General features: G+C 61.1%; 14 protein-coding genes. 8 read left to right on the top strand and 6 right to left on the bottom strand.

Translation table 11 applies throughout. From position 1 onward, the window contains the following. Positions 1-32 precede the first annotated feature (32 nt). From MRBLMR1_RS21035 to proV, 4 genes are all read right to left on the bottom strand, one after another. A complete protein-coding gene (locus MRBLMR1_RS21035; RefSeq protein ID WP_148145104.1) occupies positions 33-290 on the bottom strand; it encodes a helix-turn-helix domain-containing protein in 258 nt (85 codons plus the stop codon). Between the two features lie 55 nt (positions 291-345). Next, positions 346-1245, bottom strand: coding sequence for a glycine betaine ABC transporter substrate-binding protein (locus MRBLMR1_RS21030; RefSeq protein ID WP_404945600.1), 900 nt, complete (start codon positions 1243-1245; stop codon positions 346-348). A 66-nt stretch (positions 1246-1311) separates the two neighbouring features. Then, on the bottom strand, positions 1312-2193 hold the full coding sequence (locus MRBLMR1_RS21025; protein ID WP_148145103.1) for an ABC transporter permease: 882 nt from the start codon (positions 2191-2193) through the stop codon (positions 1312-1314). A gap of 58 nt (positions 2194-2251) precedes the next feature. Next, a complete protein-coding gene (proV, locus tag MRBLMR1_RS21020) occupies positions 2252-3484 on the bottom strand; it encodes a glycine betaine/L-proline ABC transporter ATP-binding protein ProV (RefSeq protein ID WP_183685713.1) in 1233 nt (410 codons plus the stop codon). Positions 3485-4061: 577 nt separating this feature from the next. Here proV and MRBLMR1_RS21015 point away from each other — a divergent pair. Genes MRBLMR1_RS21015 through MRBLMR1_RS20990 form a run of 6 tightly spaced genes read left to right on the top strand, consistent with a single transcriptional unit; the run spans position 4062 to position 11269 of the window. Further along, entirely contained in the window at positions 4062-5048 is a 987-nt protein-coding gene (locus MRBLMR1_RS21015) for a BMP family protein (protein ID WP_148145102.1), read from the top strand. Between the two features lie 9 nt (positions 5049-5057). Further along, positions 5058-6461: an amidase gene (locus tag MRBLMR1_RS21010; protein ID WP_500066040.1), complete on the top strand. Its 1404-nt coding sequence runs from the start codon at positions 5058-5060 to the stop codon at positions 6459-6461. Continuing rightward, positions 6458-7975 (top strand): ABC transporter ATP-binding protein, encoded by a 1518-nt coding sequence (locus MRBLMR1_RS21005; protein ID WP_148145100.1) that lies wholly within the window; start codon positions 6458-6460, stop codon positions 7973-7975. Before MRBLMR1_RS21010 ends, MRBLMR1_RS21005 begins: the two co-directional genes overlap by 4 nt. Then, complete coding sequence (locus MRBLMR1_RS21000; RefSeq protein ID WP_148145099.1) at positions 7965-9014, top strand: ABC transporter permease; 1050 nt, start codon at positions 7965-7967, stop codon at positions 9012-9014. Before MRBLMR1_RS21005 ends, MRBLMR1_RS21000 begins: the two co-directional genes overlap by 11 nt. Further along, the gene (locus tag MRBLMR1_RS20995; protein WP_148145098.1) at positions 9011-9955 is read left to right on the top strand and encodes an ABC transporter permease; all 945 of its coding nucleotides are present in this window, start codon (positions 9011-9013) and stop codon (positions 9953-9955) included. The genes MRBLMR1_RS21000 and MRBLMR1_RS20995 overlap by 4 nt, the downstream gene beginning before the upstream one ends. Positions 9956-9979: 24 nt before the next feature. Continuing rightward, positions 9980-11269, top strand: a complete 1290-nt coding sequence (locus tag MRBLMR1_RS20990) for an amidohydrolase family protein (RefSeq protein ID WP_183685717.1) — start codon at positions 9980-9982, stop codon at positions 11267-11269. Here MRBLMR1_RS20990 and ocd read toward each other — a convergent pair. Both ocd and rocF read right to left on the bottom strand, forming a co-directional pair. Beyond that, positions 11266-12345 (bottom strand): ornithine cyclodeaminase, encoded by a 1080-nt coding sequence (gene ocd, locus MRBLMR1_RS20985; protein ID WP_148145096.1) that lies wholly within the window; start codon positions 12343-12345, stop codon positions 11266-11268. The genes MRBLMR1_RS20990 and ocd overlap by 4 nt on opposite strands. After that, on the bottom strand, positions 12345-13265 hold the full coding sequence (gene rocF / locus MRBLMR1_RS20980) for an arginase (protein WP_148145095.1): 921 nt from the start codon (positions 13263-13265) through the stop codon (positions 12345-12347). Before rocF ends, ocd begins: the two co-directional genes overlap by 1 nt. 115 nt (positions 13266-13380) lie before the next feature. On the opposite strand from rocF, the gene MRBLMR1_RS20975 reads away from it, so the two are divergent. Then, positions 13381-13818 (top strand): Lrp/AsnC family transcriptional regulator, encoded by a 438-nt coding sequence (locus MRBLMR1_RS20975; RefSeq protein WP_148145094.1) that lies wholly within the window; start codon positions 13381-13383, stop codon positions 13816-13818. A 103-nt stretch (positions 13819-13921) separates the two neighbouring features. Continuing rightward, on the top strand, positions 13922-15091 hold the full coding sequence (locus MRBLMR1_RS20970) for a pyridoxal phosphate-dependent aminotransferase (RefSeq protein ID WP_500066036.1): 1170 nt from the start codon (positions 13922-13924) through the stop codon (positions 15089-15091). Positions 15092-15095: the final 4 nt, after the last annotated feature.

Below are 15095 nucleotides of genomic sequence, written 5' to 3'. Positions count from 1 at the left end.
AAGCTGCCGGCATTTGCTGTGATGCGCGGGTATCAACTCCAGCGCGGTCCTGTTCCCCGGCCATCCGCCAACCAAGCGACGCTCACCTGCAAAACGCTCGCCATCATCTCGAGGCGGTCGAAGAGCGGTTCTGAACGGTCGTTTTCCCAATCTGACCACGTTACGGGTTCAATCCCGAGGGTCTGCGCCGCCTCCTCTACCGAGATATCCCGCGCATCGCGCGCCAGGGAGATACGGCCCCCCAGTGTGTCGTCAATGCCGTAGGCGGGCTGGAATTTGCGATTGCTCATCAGGTGTCCCCACAGGTGAAGTGCGGCCGCTCGTCAGGCGAGCGGCCGCCGCTATTCAGCCTTCGTCGCCGACCCAGGCCTTGATCTGGTCCGGATGGTCCTCGATATACTTCGCCACGGCCTCGTCGTAAGAGGTTTCCTGGGCGTTGAACATGGCGGCCTCGAGGTCATCGAGCGGCACCTTCATGCGCGACAGAAATTCTGCGGCCTTCGGGTTTTCGGTCTTGAAATCCTTCGAGGCGAGAATGTCGACATGTTCGGCTTCACCGAGCGACTTCTTCGGGTCGTCGATGTAGCGCAGCTTATATTTGCCGAACATCCAGTGGGGGCTCCAGGACGTGGCGACGAACCACTTTTCGCCACGCATTGCGCGGTCGACCGTCGTCAGCATTCCGGCTTCACTGGAAATCTGCAGCTTGTAGTCGTCGAGCGCGTAATCCTTCACGGCCTGCTGCGAAAGGCGTGTCAGGCCGGCACCGGGATCGATGCCCTGGATCGTACCGGAGAGCTTTTTCTGCACGTCCGGCTTCTTCAAATCCTCGATCGAGGCGATCTCGCTTTCCGGAATATAGGTCGGGACGACCCAGCCCAGCTTGGCGCCGTCATACACTGTGCCGAGCGTTTCGACACGGTTCTTCACCTTGTCGTAATAGTCGGCATGGGTTGCCGGCAGCCATGCCATCATCATCGCGTCGATATCGCCACGGCTGACGCCTTGGTAGAGAGGCGCCACGTCGGTCTGGACCAGTTCGACCTTCTGGCCAAGCTTGTCGGTCATCAGCTTGGCTGCAAGCTTGGTGACGAATTCGGCGTCGGACCACGGCGCGAAACCGAGCTTAACCGTCTTGGCGTCCTGCGCCATGGTCGGCATGACAGAACCGCCGACGAGTGCCGCGGCAAGTCCGAGCGTTGCCGTAAGTGTCGCCCTGCGGGTTTTGGAAAATGACTTGAACATGCATGCTCCTTCTTGGGAGTTTGAATTCGCGGGTTCGGCACCCGCATGGTTCGGCGCGGGATCGGCTCAGGCGGTCGCCGTTGCCAGTTGCTCGCGCTCGGTCTTTTTGAAAAGCACGCTCCAGAAGGCGGCGCGGGGCTTTCCGAGGGATTGGGTAAGCCGGTCGAGGATGACGGCCAGGATGACGACGGCAAGGCCGCCTTCAAAACCGGTGCCGACGTCGAGACGCTGGATGCCGGTCAAGACCGTGTTGCCGATGCCGCCGGCACCGATCATCGAAGCGATCACGACCATCGACAGCGACAGCATGATCGTCTGGTTGATGCCGGCCATGATCGACGGCATGGCGTTGGGCAGCTGTACCTTGAACAGAAGCTGTGTCGAGGTGCAGCCAAAGGCATTGCCGGCCTCGATGAATTCGGCATGCACCTGGCGGATGCCGAGATTGGTGAGGCGCACGACGGGCGGCATGGCGAAGATCACGGTGGCGATCGCGCCCGGTACGGCGCCGAGGCCGAAGAACATCGCAGCCGGGATCAGATAGACGAAGGCCGGCATGGTTTGCATCAGGTCAAGGATCGGGCGAACGATGGTTGCGACCGTATCCCTGCGCGCCATGGCGATGCCGAGCGGGAGGCCGATCAGCATGGCCATCAGCGTAGACGCGATGACCAGCGACAGGGTTTCCATCATCGCGCTCCACAGGCCCATGTGATTGACGAGCCAAAGGGCAACGCCCGTTAGAATGCCGAAGCCGAGACCCACTCTCCAGAGGGACAGAAGGACGAAGATAGCTATGCCAATCGGCAAGGGGATGCCGACAAGAGCGTTTTGAATATTGCCGGTCACGAAACCGATCAGGCTGGCGATGAAGTCGAGGACGGGCGAAAAGTTGTCCAGAACGTAATTGACGGCGGCGTCGATGCCGTCTCCGATATCGAAATTCATAAGTCTGTCTCCGGTGGTTGGCCGGTTATTGGGAAAGGCTCAGGATCCTGCTTGGCGATCAACTGGCGCGGTCAAGCGTTTCGAGCAGCGTCGACTTGCTGATGGAGCCGAGATAGCGCTTGGTCTCGTCGACCACTGGAACCGGCCACGGACTTGCGGCGACCTTGCCGAGGACATTCGACAGGGGCTCGTCGGCCGGGATAGGCTCGATCTCGGACAGGAATGCGCCGCGATAGGGATCGGCCGCCTTGGCCCGCATCTTTTCGATCAGCGAGGTCTGGCTGACGACACCGTGATAGGTCTTGTCGCGACCGAGAATGATCGCATATTCGCGGTCATAATGCTTCATCCGCTCCAGCGCCGCAGCAGCCGTGGTGCCTTGGCGATCGATGATGGTGATCTGCGTCTTGCGCGCGACATCGCCGGCCTTGAAGACCTGGCTTACATCGACATTGCGGAAGAAGGATCGGACATAATCGTTAGCCGGGCTCATGACGATCTCGTCCGGCGTACCGACCTGGATGACATTGCCGTTCTGCATGATGCAGATCCGATCGCCGATGCGCATGGCTTCGTCGAGATCGTGGCTGACAAAGACGATGGTGCGGCTCTGCTCGGCCTGGAGGCGAACGAGTTCGTCCTGCATCTCCGTGCGGATCAGCGGGTCGAGTGCGGAAAACGCCTCGTCCATCAGAAGGATGGTCGGCTCGCTGGCAAGCGCGCGGGCAAGGCCGACACGCTGCTTCATGCCGCCGGAAAGCTGGTCGGGCATGCTGTCGGCGTAACCATCGAGACCGACGGCCTTGAGGGCTGCGAGCGCCTTCTCCTTGCGCTCGGCTTCACCGACGCCGGCAACTTCCAGCCCGAAGGCGGCGTTGTTGAGAACCGTGCGATTGGGCAACAGTGCGAAAGACTGGAACACCATGCTGATATCGCGACGACGGACATCGATCAGTTCGCGGCGGGACATCTTGGTGATGTCGCGGCCATCGATCTCGATCGAACCGGCAGTCGGCTCTATCAGACGGTTGAGAAGGCGAAGAAGGGTGGATTTGCCGGAACCCGACAGGCCCATGATGACAAAGATTTCGCCGGCCTTGATGTCGAAACTGGCATTGTTGACGCCGACCGAACAGCCGGTCTGGGCGTGGATTTCCGATTTTGTCTTGCCGGCGCGGACCATCTCCATGGCCTTTTCAGGCCGCTCGCCGAAAACCTTGTAGACATTGTTGAGACTGATCTTGGTCGAAGCCGGCTCAGCCGACGCGTCATTTTCAGTTGCAAAAGCCATTCAATACTGGGCCCGGGCTCGATAGCGCGGGCATTCTCCTTTTGTGATTTCCCGAATGCAGCGCCCGCTTGATCGGCGCTAAGGATATCAAGACAACAAAAAGCGGCGAAACAATATCGCCGCCGCGGATATGAGCTGCAGCCGATGCGACGAAACGCATCAAGAAGGCTGCGAAAAACATGTTTGGCGGATCGATCTGGTTTTACTCTCGGCAATACCTTCGATCGGCCAGCTACGTTTCGAAAGGTAGGGAGGAGGGGGGTAAATGTCCATAAAAAAACACAATTCTATTAAGTTGAAGCCTTTGCGTTGCTGCCTGAATGTGTGACGATGACCTTAAATGACAGGGGCTTGCGGCTGTTCGGCCATGGGCGCAAAATATCGATCACGAAGCCGTGATATGGTCGATCGAACCATCTTGGTCGCATGGAAATCATGCCCGGCTGAGACTAAGCGTCCCTTCGGCGCGACGATGAAGATTGTCATGGATGCTCATTTGATGAGCAGTCAGTTTGCTTGACACTGTTTTGTGCGCTGCCTACAGAATTGACCATACAAAAAGAGGGGATTTCCGTCCATGACGCATGAATTCAAACTGTCCCGCCGTGCACTGATCGCGTCGGCTACCGCCGTCGGCGCAAGCGCTTTTCTTCCTTCCATCGCGCGTGCTGCTCCGCTGAAAGTGGCCGGCATTCACGGATCGCCGGTGGAAAACGCCTGGAACTCGGTTCTGCATGCAGCCCTGCAGGAAGCCGCCAAGGAAGGCGTGATCGAATATGTCTTCTCTGAAGGCGTTTCGGGCACCGATTATGGCCGCGCGATGCGCGAATATGCCGAACAGGGCAACAAGCTGATCATCGGTGAAGCCTATGCTGTCGAAAGCGAAGCCCGTGAAGTGGCTGGCGAATATCCGGAAACCGCCTTCGTTCTCGGCTCCAGCGGTAAGCAGGCCGGCGATAACTTTGGCGTCTTCGGTACCTGGAACCATGACGGCGCCTATCTCGCCGGCATGCTGGCCGGCAAGATGACCAAGAGCAACACGGTCGGCGCCGTCGGCGCCATGCCGATCCCGGAAGTTAACATGCTGATCAACGCTTTTGGCGAAGGTGTAAAGGCCGTCAATCCGAACGCCAAGGTACTTGTCTCGTTCATCGGCACGTTCTTCGATCCGCCGAAGGCACGCGAGGCAGGTCTTGCCCAGATCGATGCCGGCGCGGACATCCTGTTCGGCGAACGTATCGGCACGGCGGATGCCGCGAAGGAACGCGGCATCAAGGCCGTCGGCTCGCTGATCGACTACACGCCGCGTTATCCGGAAACCGTATTCGCCAACGCGCTCTGGGGCTTCCGCCCGATCCTCAATGCGGCCATCGCCGATGTTGCGGCCGGCAAGCCGGTCGGCAAGGACTACACCCCCTTCGGTCTTCTGAAAGAGGGCGGCAGCGACATCGCCTTCGTCAAGGGCGTAGCGCCTGCAGATGCCGAGGCTGCGATGGAAGCCAAGCGCGCCGAGATCAAGGCCGGTACGTTCGAAGTGCCGCGCAACATGAACGAGCCGAAGTAAGCCGGACCGATGCATGCCGACGCGACAGCACTTGCCGAAGCGATCGGCTGCGGACAACTGACGGCGCGGCAGGCGATGGAAAGATCGCTTGCCGCAGCCGAAAAACACGAGGCGCTCGGCGCCATATTTTATCTCGATACCGAACAGGGACTGGCCTCGGCCGATGCCTTCGATGCGCTGCCTGTCGAGCAACGCAAATTCAGGCCATTCGGCGGTGTGCCGACGCTTGCCAAGGATCTTGGCGGGCCGTTCAAGGGATTTCCGGTCAGCGCTGGATCGAAGTCCCTGCCGAGGCAAGGCGGCGAGGCGGATTCCGATCTCGCGGCCCGTTATCGTGATGCTGGTTTCTGTCTGTTCGGGATTACAACGACACCGGAATTCGGCCTGTCCTTAGCAAGCGAGCCGCTGATCGGCCCGATATCGAAAAATCCGCTTGATCCATCGCTGACATCCGGCGGGTCCTCCGGTGGAGCCGCTGCTGCTGTCGCGGCCGGCATCGTTTCGATTGCGCATGCGACCGATGCCGGTGGGTCGATCCGCGTTCCGGCCGCCTGTTGTGGTCTGGTGGGGTTAAAGCCCGGGCGCGGGGCGATGGCGGCGGGGCCGCTGTTTACCAACCATCTCGGCGGCATTGCCAGCGAACTTGCCGTCTGCCGCTCGGTTCGCGATGTGGAGCGGGCATTTTCGGTGCTCGCAGGCTCTGCGCGCGGGCCTTATCCGCCGGTCGAGCAGGCCGTGGCCAAGGCCGGGAAGCTTAGAATCGGGCTGCTGACGGAGCTTGGATCGGATTTTGCGATCGATCCGGTTCGTGCTGAGGCCGTTGCGGATGCTGCCCGTGTCTCGGAGGCGGAGGGGCACGAGATCGTTTCACTGGCATGGAGCGATATTCGCGCGGTCATTGAAGCATCGGGCAGGGCATTTCGCGATGTGATTGCCATCAATCTCGCAAGCCTTGCGAAGCTGCCCGGTATCGATGCTGCTCTGTGGGAACCGATGACGCAGGCGGTTGCCGAAGAGGGCGGCCGGATGAGCGGCGTTGCGGTCTGGGATCTGGTGCAGGCGATGGTTTATGTCAGCCGCGATCTGCATGCGCTGTTCGACCGTTTTGACGTGCTGCTGACGCCGATGCTGGCGTCTGCGCCAAGGCCGATCGGGTCTTTTCCGAGCGATCACCGCGATACCGACTTGCATTTTGCCCGCATGAGTTCTTTCGCCCCGCTTGCGGCGATTGCCAATATCTCCGGTTTCCCGGCAATTACCCTGCCCTTCGGCGTGGATAAGGCCGGTCTGCCCTTGCCGGTGCAGATGATAGCTCCTATGGGGCAGGAGGCGCTGCTTCTGGCCCTTGCCGCAAGGCTTGAGGGCGAACAACGCTGGTCGCACCCTTTCCCAATCACAGGCCTCGACCGATGACGGATACCGTTCTCGACATCAGAAATGTCAGCAAGCGTTTTGGCGATAATCTTGCCAATGACGATATTTCGCTGTCGCTCGCAAAGGGCGAGATCGTTGCGCTGCTCGGCGAAAACGGCGCCGGCAAGACGACGCTGATGAGCATTCTTTTCGGCCATTATGTGCCGGACACGGGTTCCGTTTCGGTGATGGGGCAGATGCTGCCGCCGGGAAAGCCGCGCGCCGCGATCCGCGCCGGTGTCGGCATGGTGCACCAGCATTTTTCGCTGGCGCCGAACCTGACCGTGCTCGAAAACGTCATGACCGGGACGGAAAGCCTCTGGTCTCTCGGTTCCAATGTCTCTGCCGGGCGTAAAAAGCTTCTCGATATTTCGCAGCGTTTCGGGCTGAAGGTCGATCCGGATGCGCGGCTCGGCGATCTTTCGGTCGGCGAGCAGCAGCGCGTCGAAATTTTGAAGGCGCTTTATAACGATGCGCGCATTCTTGTGCTCGACGAGCCGACGGCGGTTCTGACCAAGCTCGAAGCCGAGACGCTGTTTTCGACCTTGAAGGATATGGCGCGGCAGGGGCTGTCGCTGATCTTCATTTCCCACAAGCTGGACGAGGTGATGGCGACGGCCGACCGCATCGTCGTGCTGCGCGGCGGCAGACAAGTCGCCGAGCGCAAGGTGGGCGATACCAGCAAGGCCGAACTTGCCGAACTGATGGTTGGCCGCAAGGTGACGCGCCCGGTGCGCGAGGCTTCGACGCCGGGCGAGATCGTGCTGGAAGCGGCGGGTATTACCGTGCGCTCCGGCGGCGTGGATCGGCTGAAATCCGTCGATTTCCGGCTGAGAGCTGGTGAAGTGCTCGGCATTATCGGTGTGTCCGGTAACGGGCAGGCGGTGCTGGCGCAGCTCTTGAGCGGTACGATCGGCCGCAGCGCCGGCGATCTGGTCCTGTTCGGCAAGGGTGTCGGCGACCTGACGGTGGCGGATGCCGTGTCCTCCGGTATCGGGCGCATTCCAGAGGATCGCAATCGCGACGGCGCGATCGGCGAGATGGCGATCTGGGAAAATGCGGTGCTGGAAAGGCTACCGGAATTTTCCAAGGCCGGACTGGTCGATCGCAAGGCGGGGATCGCCTTTGCGACAAGGATCATCGAGGGCTTTGATGTGCGTGGTGGAACGCCGACCAGCCGTATCCGGCTCTTATCCGGCGGCAACATGCAGAAGCTGATCCTTGGCCGCAACCTGATCGAGCACCCGAAAATCCTGCTTGCGGCGCAGCCGGCGCGTGGACTGGACGAAGGGGCCGTGGCGGCCGTGCATGAACGTATTCTTGAGGCGCGCAAGGCAGGTACCGCCGTGCTTCTGATTTCCGAGGATCTCGACGAGGTGATGGCGCTGGCCGACCGGATCCAGGCGATTGTCGGCGGGCGGCTGTCACCCTCCGTGAATGCCGAGGATGTCGATGCACAAAGGCTCGGGCTGATGATGGCCGGGGAATGGGGAGGTGCGTCCGATGCGGTTTGAGAGGCGCGAACATCGCTCGACGCTGCTGGTCATATCAACGCCGATCCTCGCCGTGATTGCAGCGCTTGCCATAGCAGGCGTGCTGATCGCCGCTGCCGGTGCGCCGGTTTTCGAGGCCTATTGGAAGATCCTGACCAGCGCCTTCGGCTCGCGGCTTTCCGCGACCGAGACTTTGACACGCGCTTCGCCGCTGATCCTGACCGGACTTGCCGCTGCCGTCGCCTTCCGTGCGCGGCTCTGGAATATCGGCGGGGAGGGGCAGTTCTATCTCGGAGCGATTGCCGCCGCTGCGGCCAGCGCGCATCTGTTTGCCGGCTTGCCGTCACTGCTGCAGATCCCGTTGCTTTTCATCGTCGGCGCGTTTGCCGGCATGGTTCTGCTGCTTGTGCCGTTGTGGCTGCGGTTGCGCTTTTCCGTCGATGAAGTGGTGACGACGCTGCTTTTGAATTTCGTCGCACTTCTGTTCGTCTCGATGCTGATCGATGGCGTGCTGAAAGACCCGGCGGCATTCGGCTGGCCGCAGTCGGAAGCGGTGGATGCCGCCGCCCGCCTGCCTAAACTGCTGGCCCGCTCGCGGCTGCATATCGGCCTCGGCATTGCGGTGGTGATCGCCTTCCTGATCTATTTCGTCCAGACGCGCACGGTGTTCGGCGTGCAGTCGCGCGCTGCGGGCCTCAACCCCTCCGGCGCCGTTTTCGCCGGTGTGCCGCTGGGGCGGACGCTGGTGATCGTCGCGATGATTTCCGGTGGTCTGGCGGGTCTTGCCGGCACGATCGAGGTTCTCGGCGTCAAGGGTTATGTGACGACCGATCTTTCGCCCGGTTATGGGTATTCCGGCATCGTCGTTGCCATGCTCGCCAACCTCAACCCGCTCGGGGTCGTGCTGGCGGCGCTGTTTACCGCCACGATGTTCGTCGGCGCAGACGGGATGAGCCGCAGCATGGGCATTCCGACCTATATTGCCGATGTGACGGTGTCGCTGTCGCTGCTGTCCATGCTGGTCGCGGTGTTCTTCACGCAATACAGGATACGCCGATGAGCGCGCTTTTCGACATCCTCGCCTCTGCCGGCCTCTGGGCCGCCGTGCTGCGTATCGCCACGCCGCTGATCCTTGCCACGCTCGGCGCGCTGATTTCCGAACGCGCCGGCGTGCTGAACCTCGGCATCGAGGGGATCATGACGTTTGGCGCGATGCTCGGCTGGCTGGCCGTCTATAATGGCGCGGATCTGTGGGTTGGGTTGCTGGTTGCCGCACTGGGCGGGGCGATGTTCGGGCTTTTGCATTCGGTGCTGACGGTGACGCTCGGCCTGTCGCAGCATGTCTCTGGTCTCGGCGTGACGCTGTTTGCCTCGAGCTTTGCCTATTACGTCTTCCGGCTGATGGTGCCGGTGGCTGGAACGCCGCCGACGATCGAGCCGTTCCAGCCGCTCGACATTCCGGTTCTTTCCGATCTGTCCTTCTTCGGTCCGGCATTCTTCACCCAGACGGCGCCGACCTATCTGGCGATTGGGCTTGCGATCGCGCTCGCCTATCTGATTGCCCGCACGCCTATCGGGCTTACGATCCGCATGACGGGTGAAAACCCGCATGCGGCGGAAGCGCAGGGGCTGAACCCGATGGCGATCCGTTATGGGGCGGTGATTTTCGGCAGCGCGATGATGGGCGTCGGCGGTGCGTTCCTGACGCTTTCCGCCTTCAACAGCTTCTTCCCGACCATGGTGCAGGGGCGCGGCTGGATCTGCATCGCGCTTGTCGTCTTCGCCTCGTGGAAGCCGGAGCGGGCGCTGCTTGGCGCAATCCTGTTTGCGCTGTTCGATGCCTTCCAACTTCGGCTGCAGACGGTGCTGAGCGGCGTCGTGCCCTACCAGATCTTCCTGATGATCCCCTATCTGCTGTCGATTGCAGCGCTTGCCGTCATGGCGCGGCGCGCCCGTGTGCCACAGGCGCTGATGCAGCCCTATCGCCGCGGTGAGCGCTGAGTTTTCAATTGCGAGGAGCCTTTCATGTTCGATCTCATCATCAAGAACGCCAACCTACCGGATGGCCGAAAGGGCGTCGATATCGCCGTTTCGGGTGGCAAAATTACTGCGATAGAGGCGAATATTGCAGGTGAAGCGCGGGAAACGATCGATGCGACGAACCGGCTTGTCAGCACTTCCTTCGTCGATCCGCATTTCCATATGGACGCCACGCTGTCGCTCGGTCTGCCGCGGATGAACACATCGGGCACGCTGCTGGAAGGGATCGCGCTCTGGGGCGAGCTTCGGCCGCTGTTGAAGAAGGAAGCGCTGGTCGAGCGGGCGCTTGCCTATTGCGATCTCGCAGTCTCCCAGGGCCTTCTGCATATCCGCACCCATGTCGACACCTCCGATCCGAGGCTGGTGACGGCGGAAGCCATGCTGGAAGTGAAGGAGCGTGTTGCCCCCTATATCGACCTGCAGCTCGTCGCCTTCCCGCAGGACGGTTATTATCGTGCTGCCGATGGCGTGAAGTCGCTGGAACGTGCGCTCGACATGGGCGTCGATATCGTCGGCGGCATTCCGCATTTCGAGCGCACCATGCAGGATGGCGCGGCTTCCGTTGAAGCGCTTTGCCGCATCGCCGCCGATCGCGGCCTGCCGGTCGACATGCATTGCGACGAGACGGATGATCCCATGTCTCGCCATATCGAGACGCTCTCGGCTGAGACCGTGCGTTTCGGCCTGCAGGGCCGGGTTGCCGGTTCGCACCTGACCTCGATGCATTCGATGGACAATTATTACGTCTCGAAACTGATTCCACTGATGGCGGAAGCCGAAATCAACGTCATTCCAAACCCGCTGATCAACATCATGCTGCAGGGTCGCCACGACACCTATCCGAAGCGTCGCGGCATGACGCGGGTGCGCGAGCTGATGGCGGCGGGCCTCAACGTCTCCTTCGGCCATGACTGCGTGATGGACCCCTGGTACTCGATGGGCTCCGGCGACATGCTGGAAGTCGGACATATGGCGATCCATGTGGCGCAGATGTCGGGCGTCGAGGACAAGAAGAAGATTTTTGACGCGCTGACCGTCAATTCGGCCAAGACGATGGGGCTGGAGAACTACGGCCTGTCGATCGGCTGCAATGCCGACCTCGTCATACTGCAGGCGGAGGACGTGCTGGAAGGGCTGAGGCTGAAGCCGACGCGGCTTGCCGTGATCCGTCGCGGCAAGGTGATCGCCCACACCGAGCCGAAGATTTCGCATCTTCAGCTCGATGGACGTCCGGGGGAGATCGATATGGGCCGTAATCCGACTAGCCGGGGTTAGGCGATAGCCGCTTCCGGTGAAGTCTGCGCAGCCGCCTGCCGGCGCAGCAACATGCCGAAAAGGTCGCGCGGCTCGTCCGGGTCGGCCACAAGGTCGAGCTTTTCGAAGCGCGTGCTGCCCTTCAGCTTGTCATAGACGTAACGGAGGGCGGAAAAGTCTTCCGTTGCGAAGCCGACGCTGTCGAAGAGTGTGATCTGCGTGTCGCTCTCGCGGCCGGTCGTCTGGCCGGTAATGACCTTCCAGAGTTCGGTGACCGGATGATCGGGGGCAAGCTGCTGGATTTCGCCTTCGATGCGGGTTTGCGGCGGGTATTCGACGAAGATCGACGAGCGCAACAGGATGTCCCGGTGCAGCTCGGTCTTGCCGGGGCAATCGCCGCCGACGGCGTTGATATGCACGCCGGGGCCGATCATGTTGTCGGAAAGGATCGTTGCATTCTGTTTGTCGGCGGTGGCTGTGGTGATGATCTGCGCCCCTTCAACCGCTTCTTCCGCTGAGCGGCAGGCGGTGATGTTCAGACCAAGATGCGAAAGGTTGCGGCGGCAGCGCTCCGCGGCGGCCGGGTCGATATCGTAGAGGCGCAGGTTTTCGATGCCGAGAAGTGAGCGGAAGGCGAGCGCCTGGAACTCGCTTTGGGCGCCGTTGCCGATCAGCGCCATGGTTTTTGCGCCCTTGGGCGCGAGGTGCTTTGCGGCGACCGCCGATGTGGCGGCGGTGCGCAGCGCAGTCAGGATCGTCATCTCCGACAGAAGCAGCGGATAACCGCTCTCGACATCGGACAGCACGCCAAAGGCGGTCACCGTCTGGCGGCCGCTTTTCGTGTTCTTCGGATGGCCGTTGACATATTTGAAGGCGTAGAGCGTGCCGTCACTTGCCGGCATCAGTTCGATCACGCCGTCACGCGAATGCGAGGCGATGCGGGCGACCTTGTCGAACAGCTCCCAACGCCGAAAATCCTCCTCCACATAGGCGGCGAGCTCCTTCAGGAACGTCTCGGTGCCGGTGGACAGCACGAGATCCATCATGTTCTCGACGCTGATGAAGGGGACGATGTTGAGATTCTGTTCGGCCGGCATCAGTTACTCCTTGTCGGTCGGTCGAGGACGGTGCGTCCCATCAGGCTGGCGGTGAGATCGACGAGAAGCGTGGCGGTGCGGCCGCGATCGTCGAGGAAGGGGTTGAGTTCGACCAGATCGAGGCTGGTGACGAGGCCGCTGTCATGCAGCATTTCCATCACCAGATGCGCCTCGCGAAAAGTGGCGCCGCCTGGAACGGTGGTGCCGACAGCGGGCGCAATCGAGGGGTCGAGAAAATCGACGTCGAGGCTGACATGCAGCATGCCGTTTGCCGCTTCCACCTGTTCGATGAAGCGCCGGACGAGAACGGCGACGCCGTGTTCGTCGATGCTGCGCATGTCGTGCACGGTGACGGCATTGCGTTTGATCGTTTCACGTTCGGCGGGATCGACGCTGCGGATGCCGATCATGCAGAGATTGGCCGGGTCGACGGCATGGGAAAGCGGTGGCAGGTAGCCTTCAAAGCCGGGCTGGCCGGTGTAATAGGCGGCGGGGAGGCCGTGAAGGTTGCCGCTGGTGGTGGATTCCAACGTGTGGAAATCCGTGTGCGCGTCGAGCCAGAGGACGAAGAGCGGGCGGCCCTCATCGGCCGCATGGCGGGCGACACCGGCGATAGTGCCGGCGGAGAGCGCATGATCGCCGCCCATGAAGATCGGCATGCCTTTGCCCGCTTCACGATAGGCGACATCGGTCAGGAGTTTCGTCCAGGCGGCGATCTGCGGCAGGTTGCGCACAGCCGGGTTGGGGTGGCGGATGTCGGGAAGCTCATCAATGACGACATTGCCGATATCGGTGACCTCGTGGCCGAGACCTTTGAGCGCGCCCGCAAGATCTGCGACGCGCAGCGCGCTCGGTCCCATTTCGCAGCCAAGTTGGGACGCGCCGTCCTGAAGAGGAATACCTATCAGTCTGCAATGCATTGTGTCACTCCGTTTCCTGAAAATGATCATGGTTATCTGGCGGATTGAATAGATCGATTTGCCAAAATCGATAAAATGGCTTTCCATTTCGGCAGCATGATCTATCAATCTGTTCATGGATGAATTCGACCACAAGCTGGTGACGCTTTTGCGTCACGATGCCCGCCGCAGCATTTCGGATCTGGCGGCCGACCTCGGTACGTCAAGGGCGACGGTGCGGGCACGCATGGAAAAGCTGGAGCGAAACCGCGACGTTCTCGGTTATACGGTGATCCTCAGGGCCGATGCGGTGGAGCTGCCGGTGCGCGGCATCATGATGGTGGAGATCGAGGGGCGTGTTGCCGACCGGGTGATCCAGACGCTGGGCGGTTTTCCCGAGGTTTCCGAGATACACACCACCAATGGACGTTGGGATCTGATCGTCGAACTGGGGACTGCGACGCTGGCTGATTTCGACAATGTGCTTCGTCGCATAAGGCTTGTTCAGGGCATCACGGCCAGCGAAACGAACCTGCTTCTGGCGACGCCGCGTAGCACACGAGCGCGGCTCTGAGCATTTTCGCGTGCCGCGCCGGTTCTGCCCGTTGACGGCCACAATCGACGCGCTTACTCCTTGCGCCCTGCAATTTGATTTTCTTCAAGTCGAGACACCCTCCATGAATTTTATCAGACCGGATATCAGCGCCCGCGCCGCGTCAGCACCGCGCAGCGGTATTGGCGAGATTGTCACCTATGCCAGAGGGCGCGAGAACCTGATGCCGCTCTGGATCGGCGAGGGTGACCTGCCGACGCCGGATTTCATCACCAAGACGGCGGCGGATGCGCTTGTCGCGGGTGAGACCTTCTATACGTGGACGCAGGGCATTCCCGAGCTTCGCCAGGCAATCGTGCGTTATTACCAGCGCCATTACGCAAACGAGCTTTCGGTCGACAATATCTATGTGACCGGGTCGGGCATGCAGTCGATCGTGCTGGCGATCCAGGCGACGGTCTCGGCCGGTGACGAGATCATCTATTTTTCGCCGTCATGGCCGAATGCGATGCATGCCGCTTTGGTGGCTGAGGTGAAGCCGAAAGCCGTTGCGCTGGATTTCGTCGACGGGCAATGGAAGATCGATATCGATCGCCTCGCTTCCGCGATCACGCCGAAGACCAAGGCGTTGTTCATCAACTCGCCGTCAAATCCGACCGGCTGGACCGCGACGAAGGAAGATCTGGCCGCCGTGCTCGATCTGGCGCGCAAGCATGGTCTCTGGATCATCGCCGACGAGATCTATGGTCTTTATTATTTCGATGGCGCCCGCGCGCCGTCCTTCATGGATGTGATGGATAAGGCTGACCGGATCATCTTTGCCCAGTCCTTCTCCAAGAACTGGTGCATGACCGGCTGGCGGGTCGGCTGGATGGTGGCGCCGGCGGAAATCGGCCAGACGCTGACAAATCTCATCCAGTATTCAACCTCCGGCGTGGCGCAGTTCATGCAGAAGGGGGCGATTGCGGCGCTCGACCAGGGCGACGATTTCGTCCGCACCAATATCGAGCGGGCGCGGACCTCGCGCGACATCCTCTGCGATGCGCTGGTGGCGACAAACCGGGTCGAGACCGGTCGTCCTCCGGGCGCGCTCTACGCCTTCCTGAAAATCGACGGCGTGACGGATGCGCGTGCGGAAGCCTTCAAAATCGTTGATGCGACGGGTGTGGGTCTTGCACCGGGTACGGCCTTCGGCCTAGGTGGCGAAACCTTCCTGCGCGCCTGTTATCTGCGTGATCCCAAGCAGATCGATGACGCTGCCGAGCGGTTGAGCGGCTATATCCGCGCGCTTTAAAGCT

It is taken from the genome of Neorhizobium sp. LMR1-1-1.1, assembly GCF_040675795.1.
Classification (GTDB): Bacteria; Pseudomonadota; Alphaproteobacteria; order Rhizobiales; family Rhizobiaceae; genus Neorhizobium; species Neorhizobium cellulosilyticum.
The sequence above is the reverse complement of the archived record's forward strand: the minus strand, read 5'-3'. Positions and strand labels throughout refer to the sequence as shown.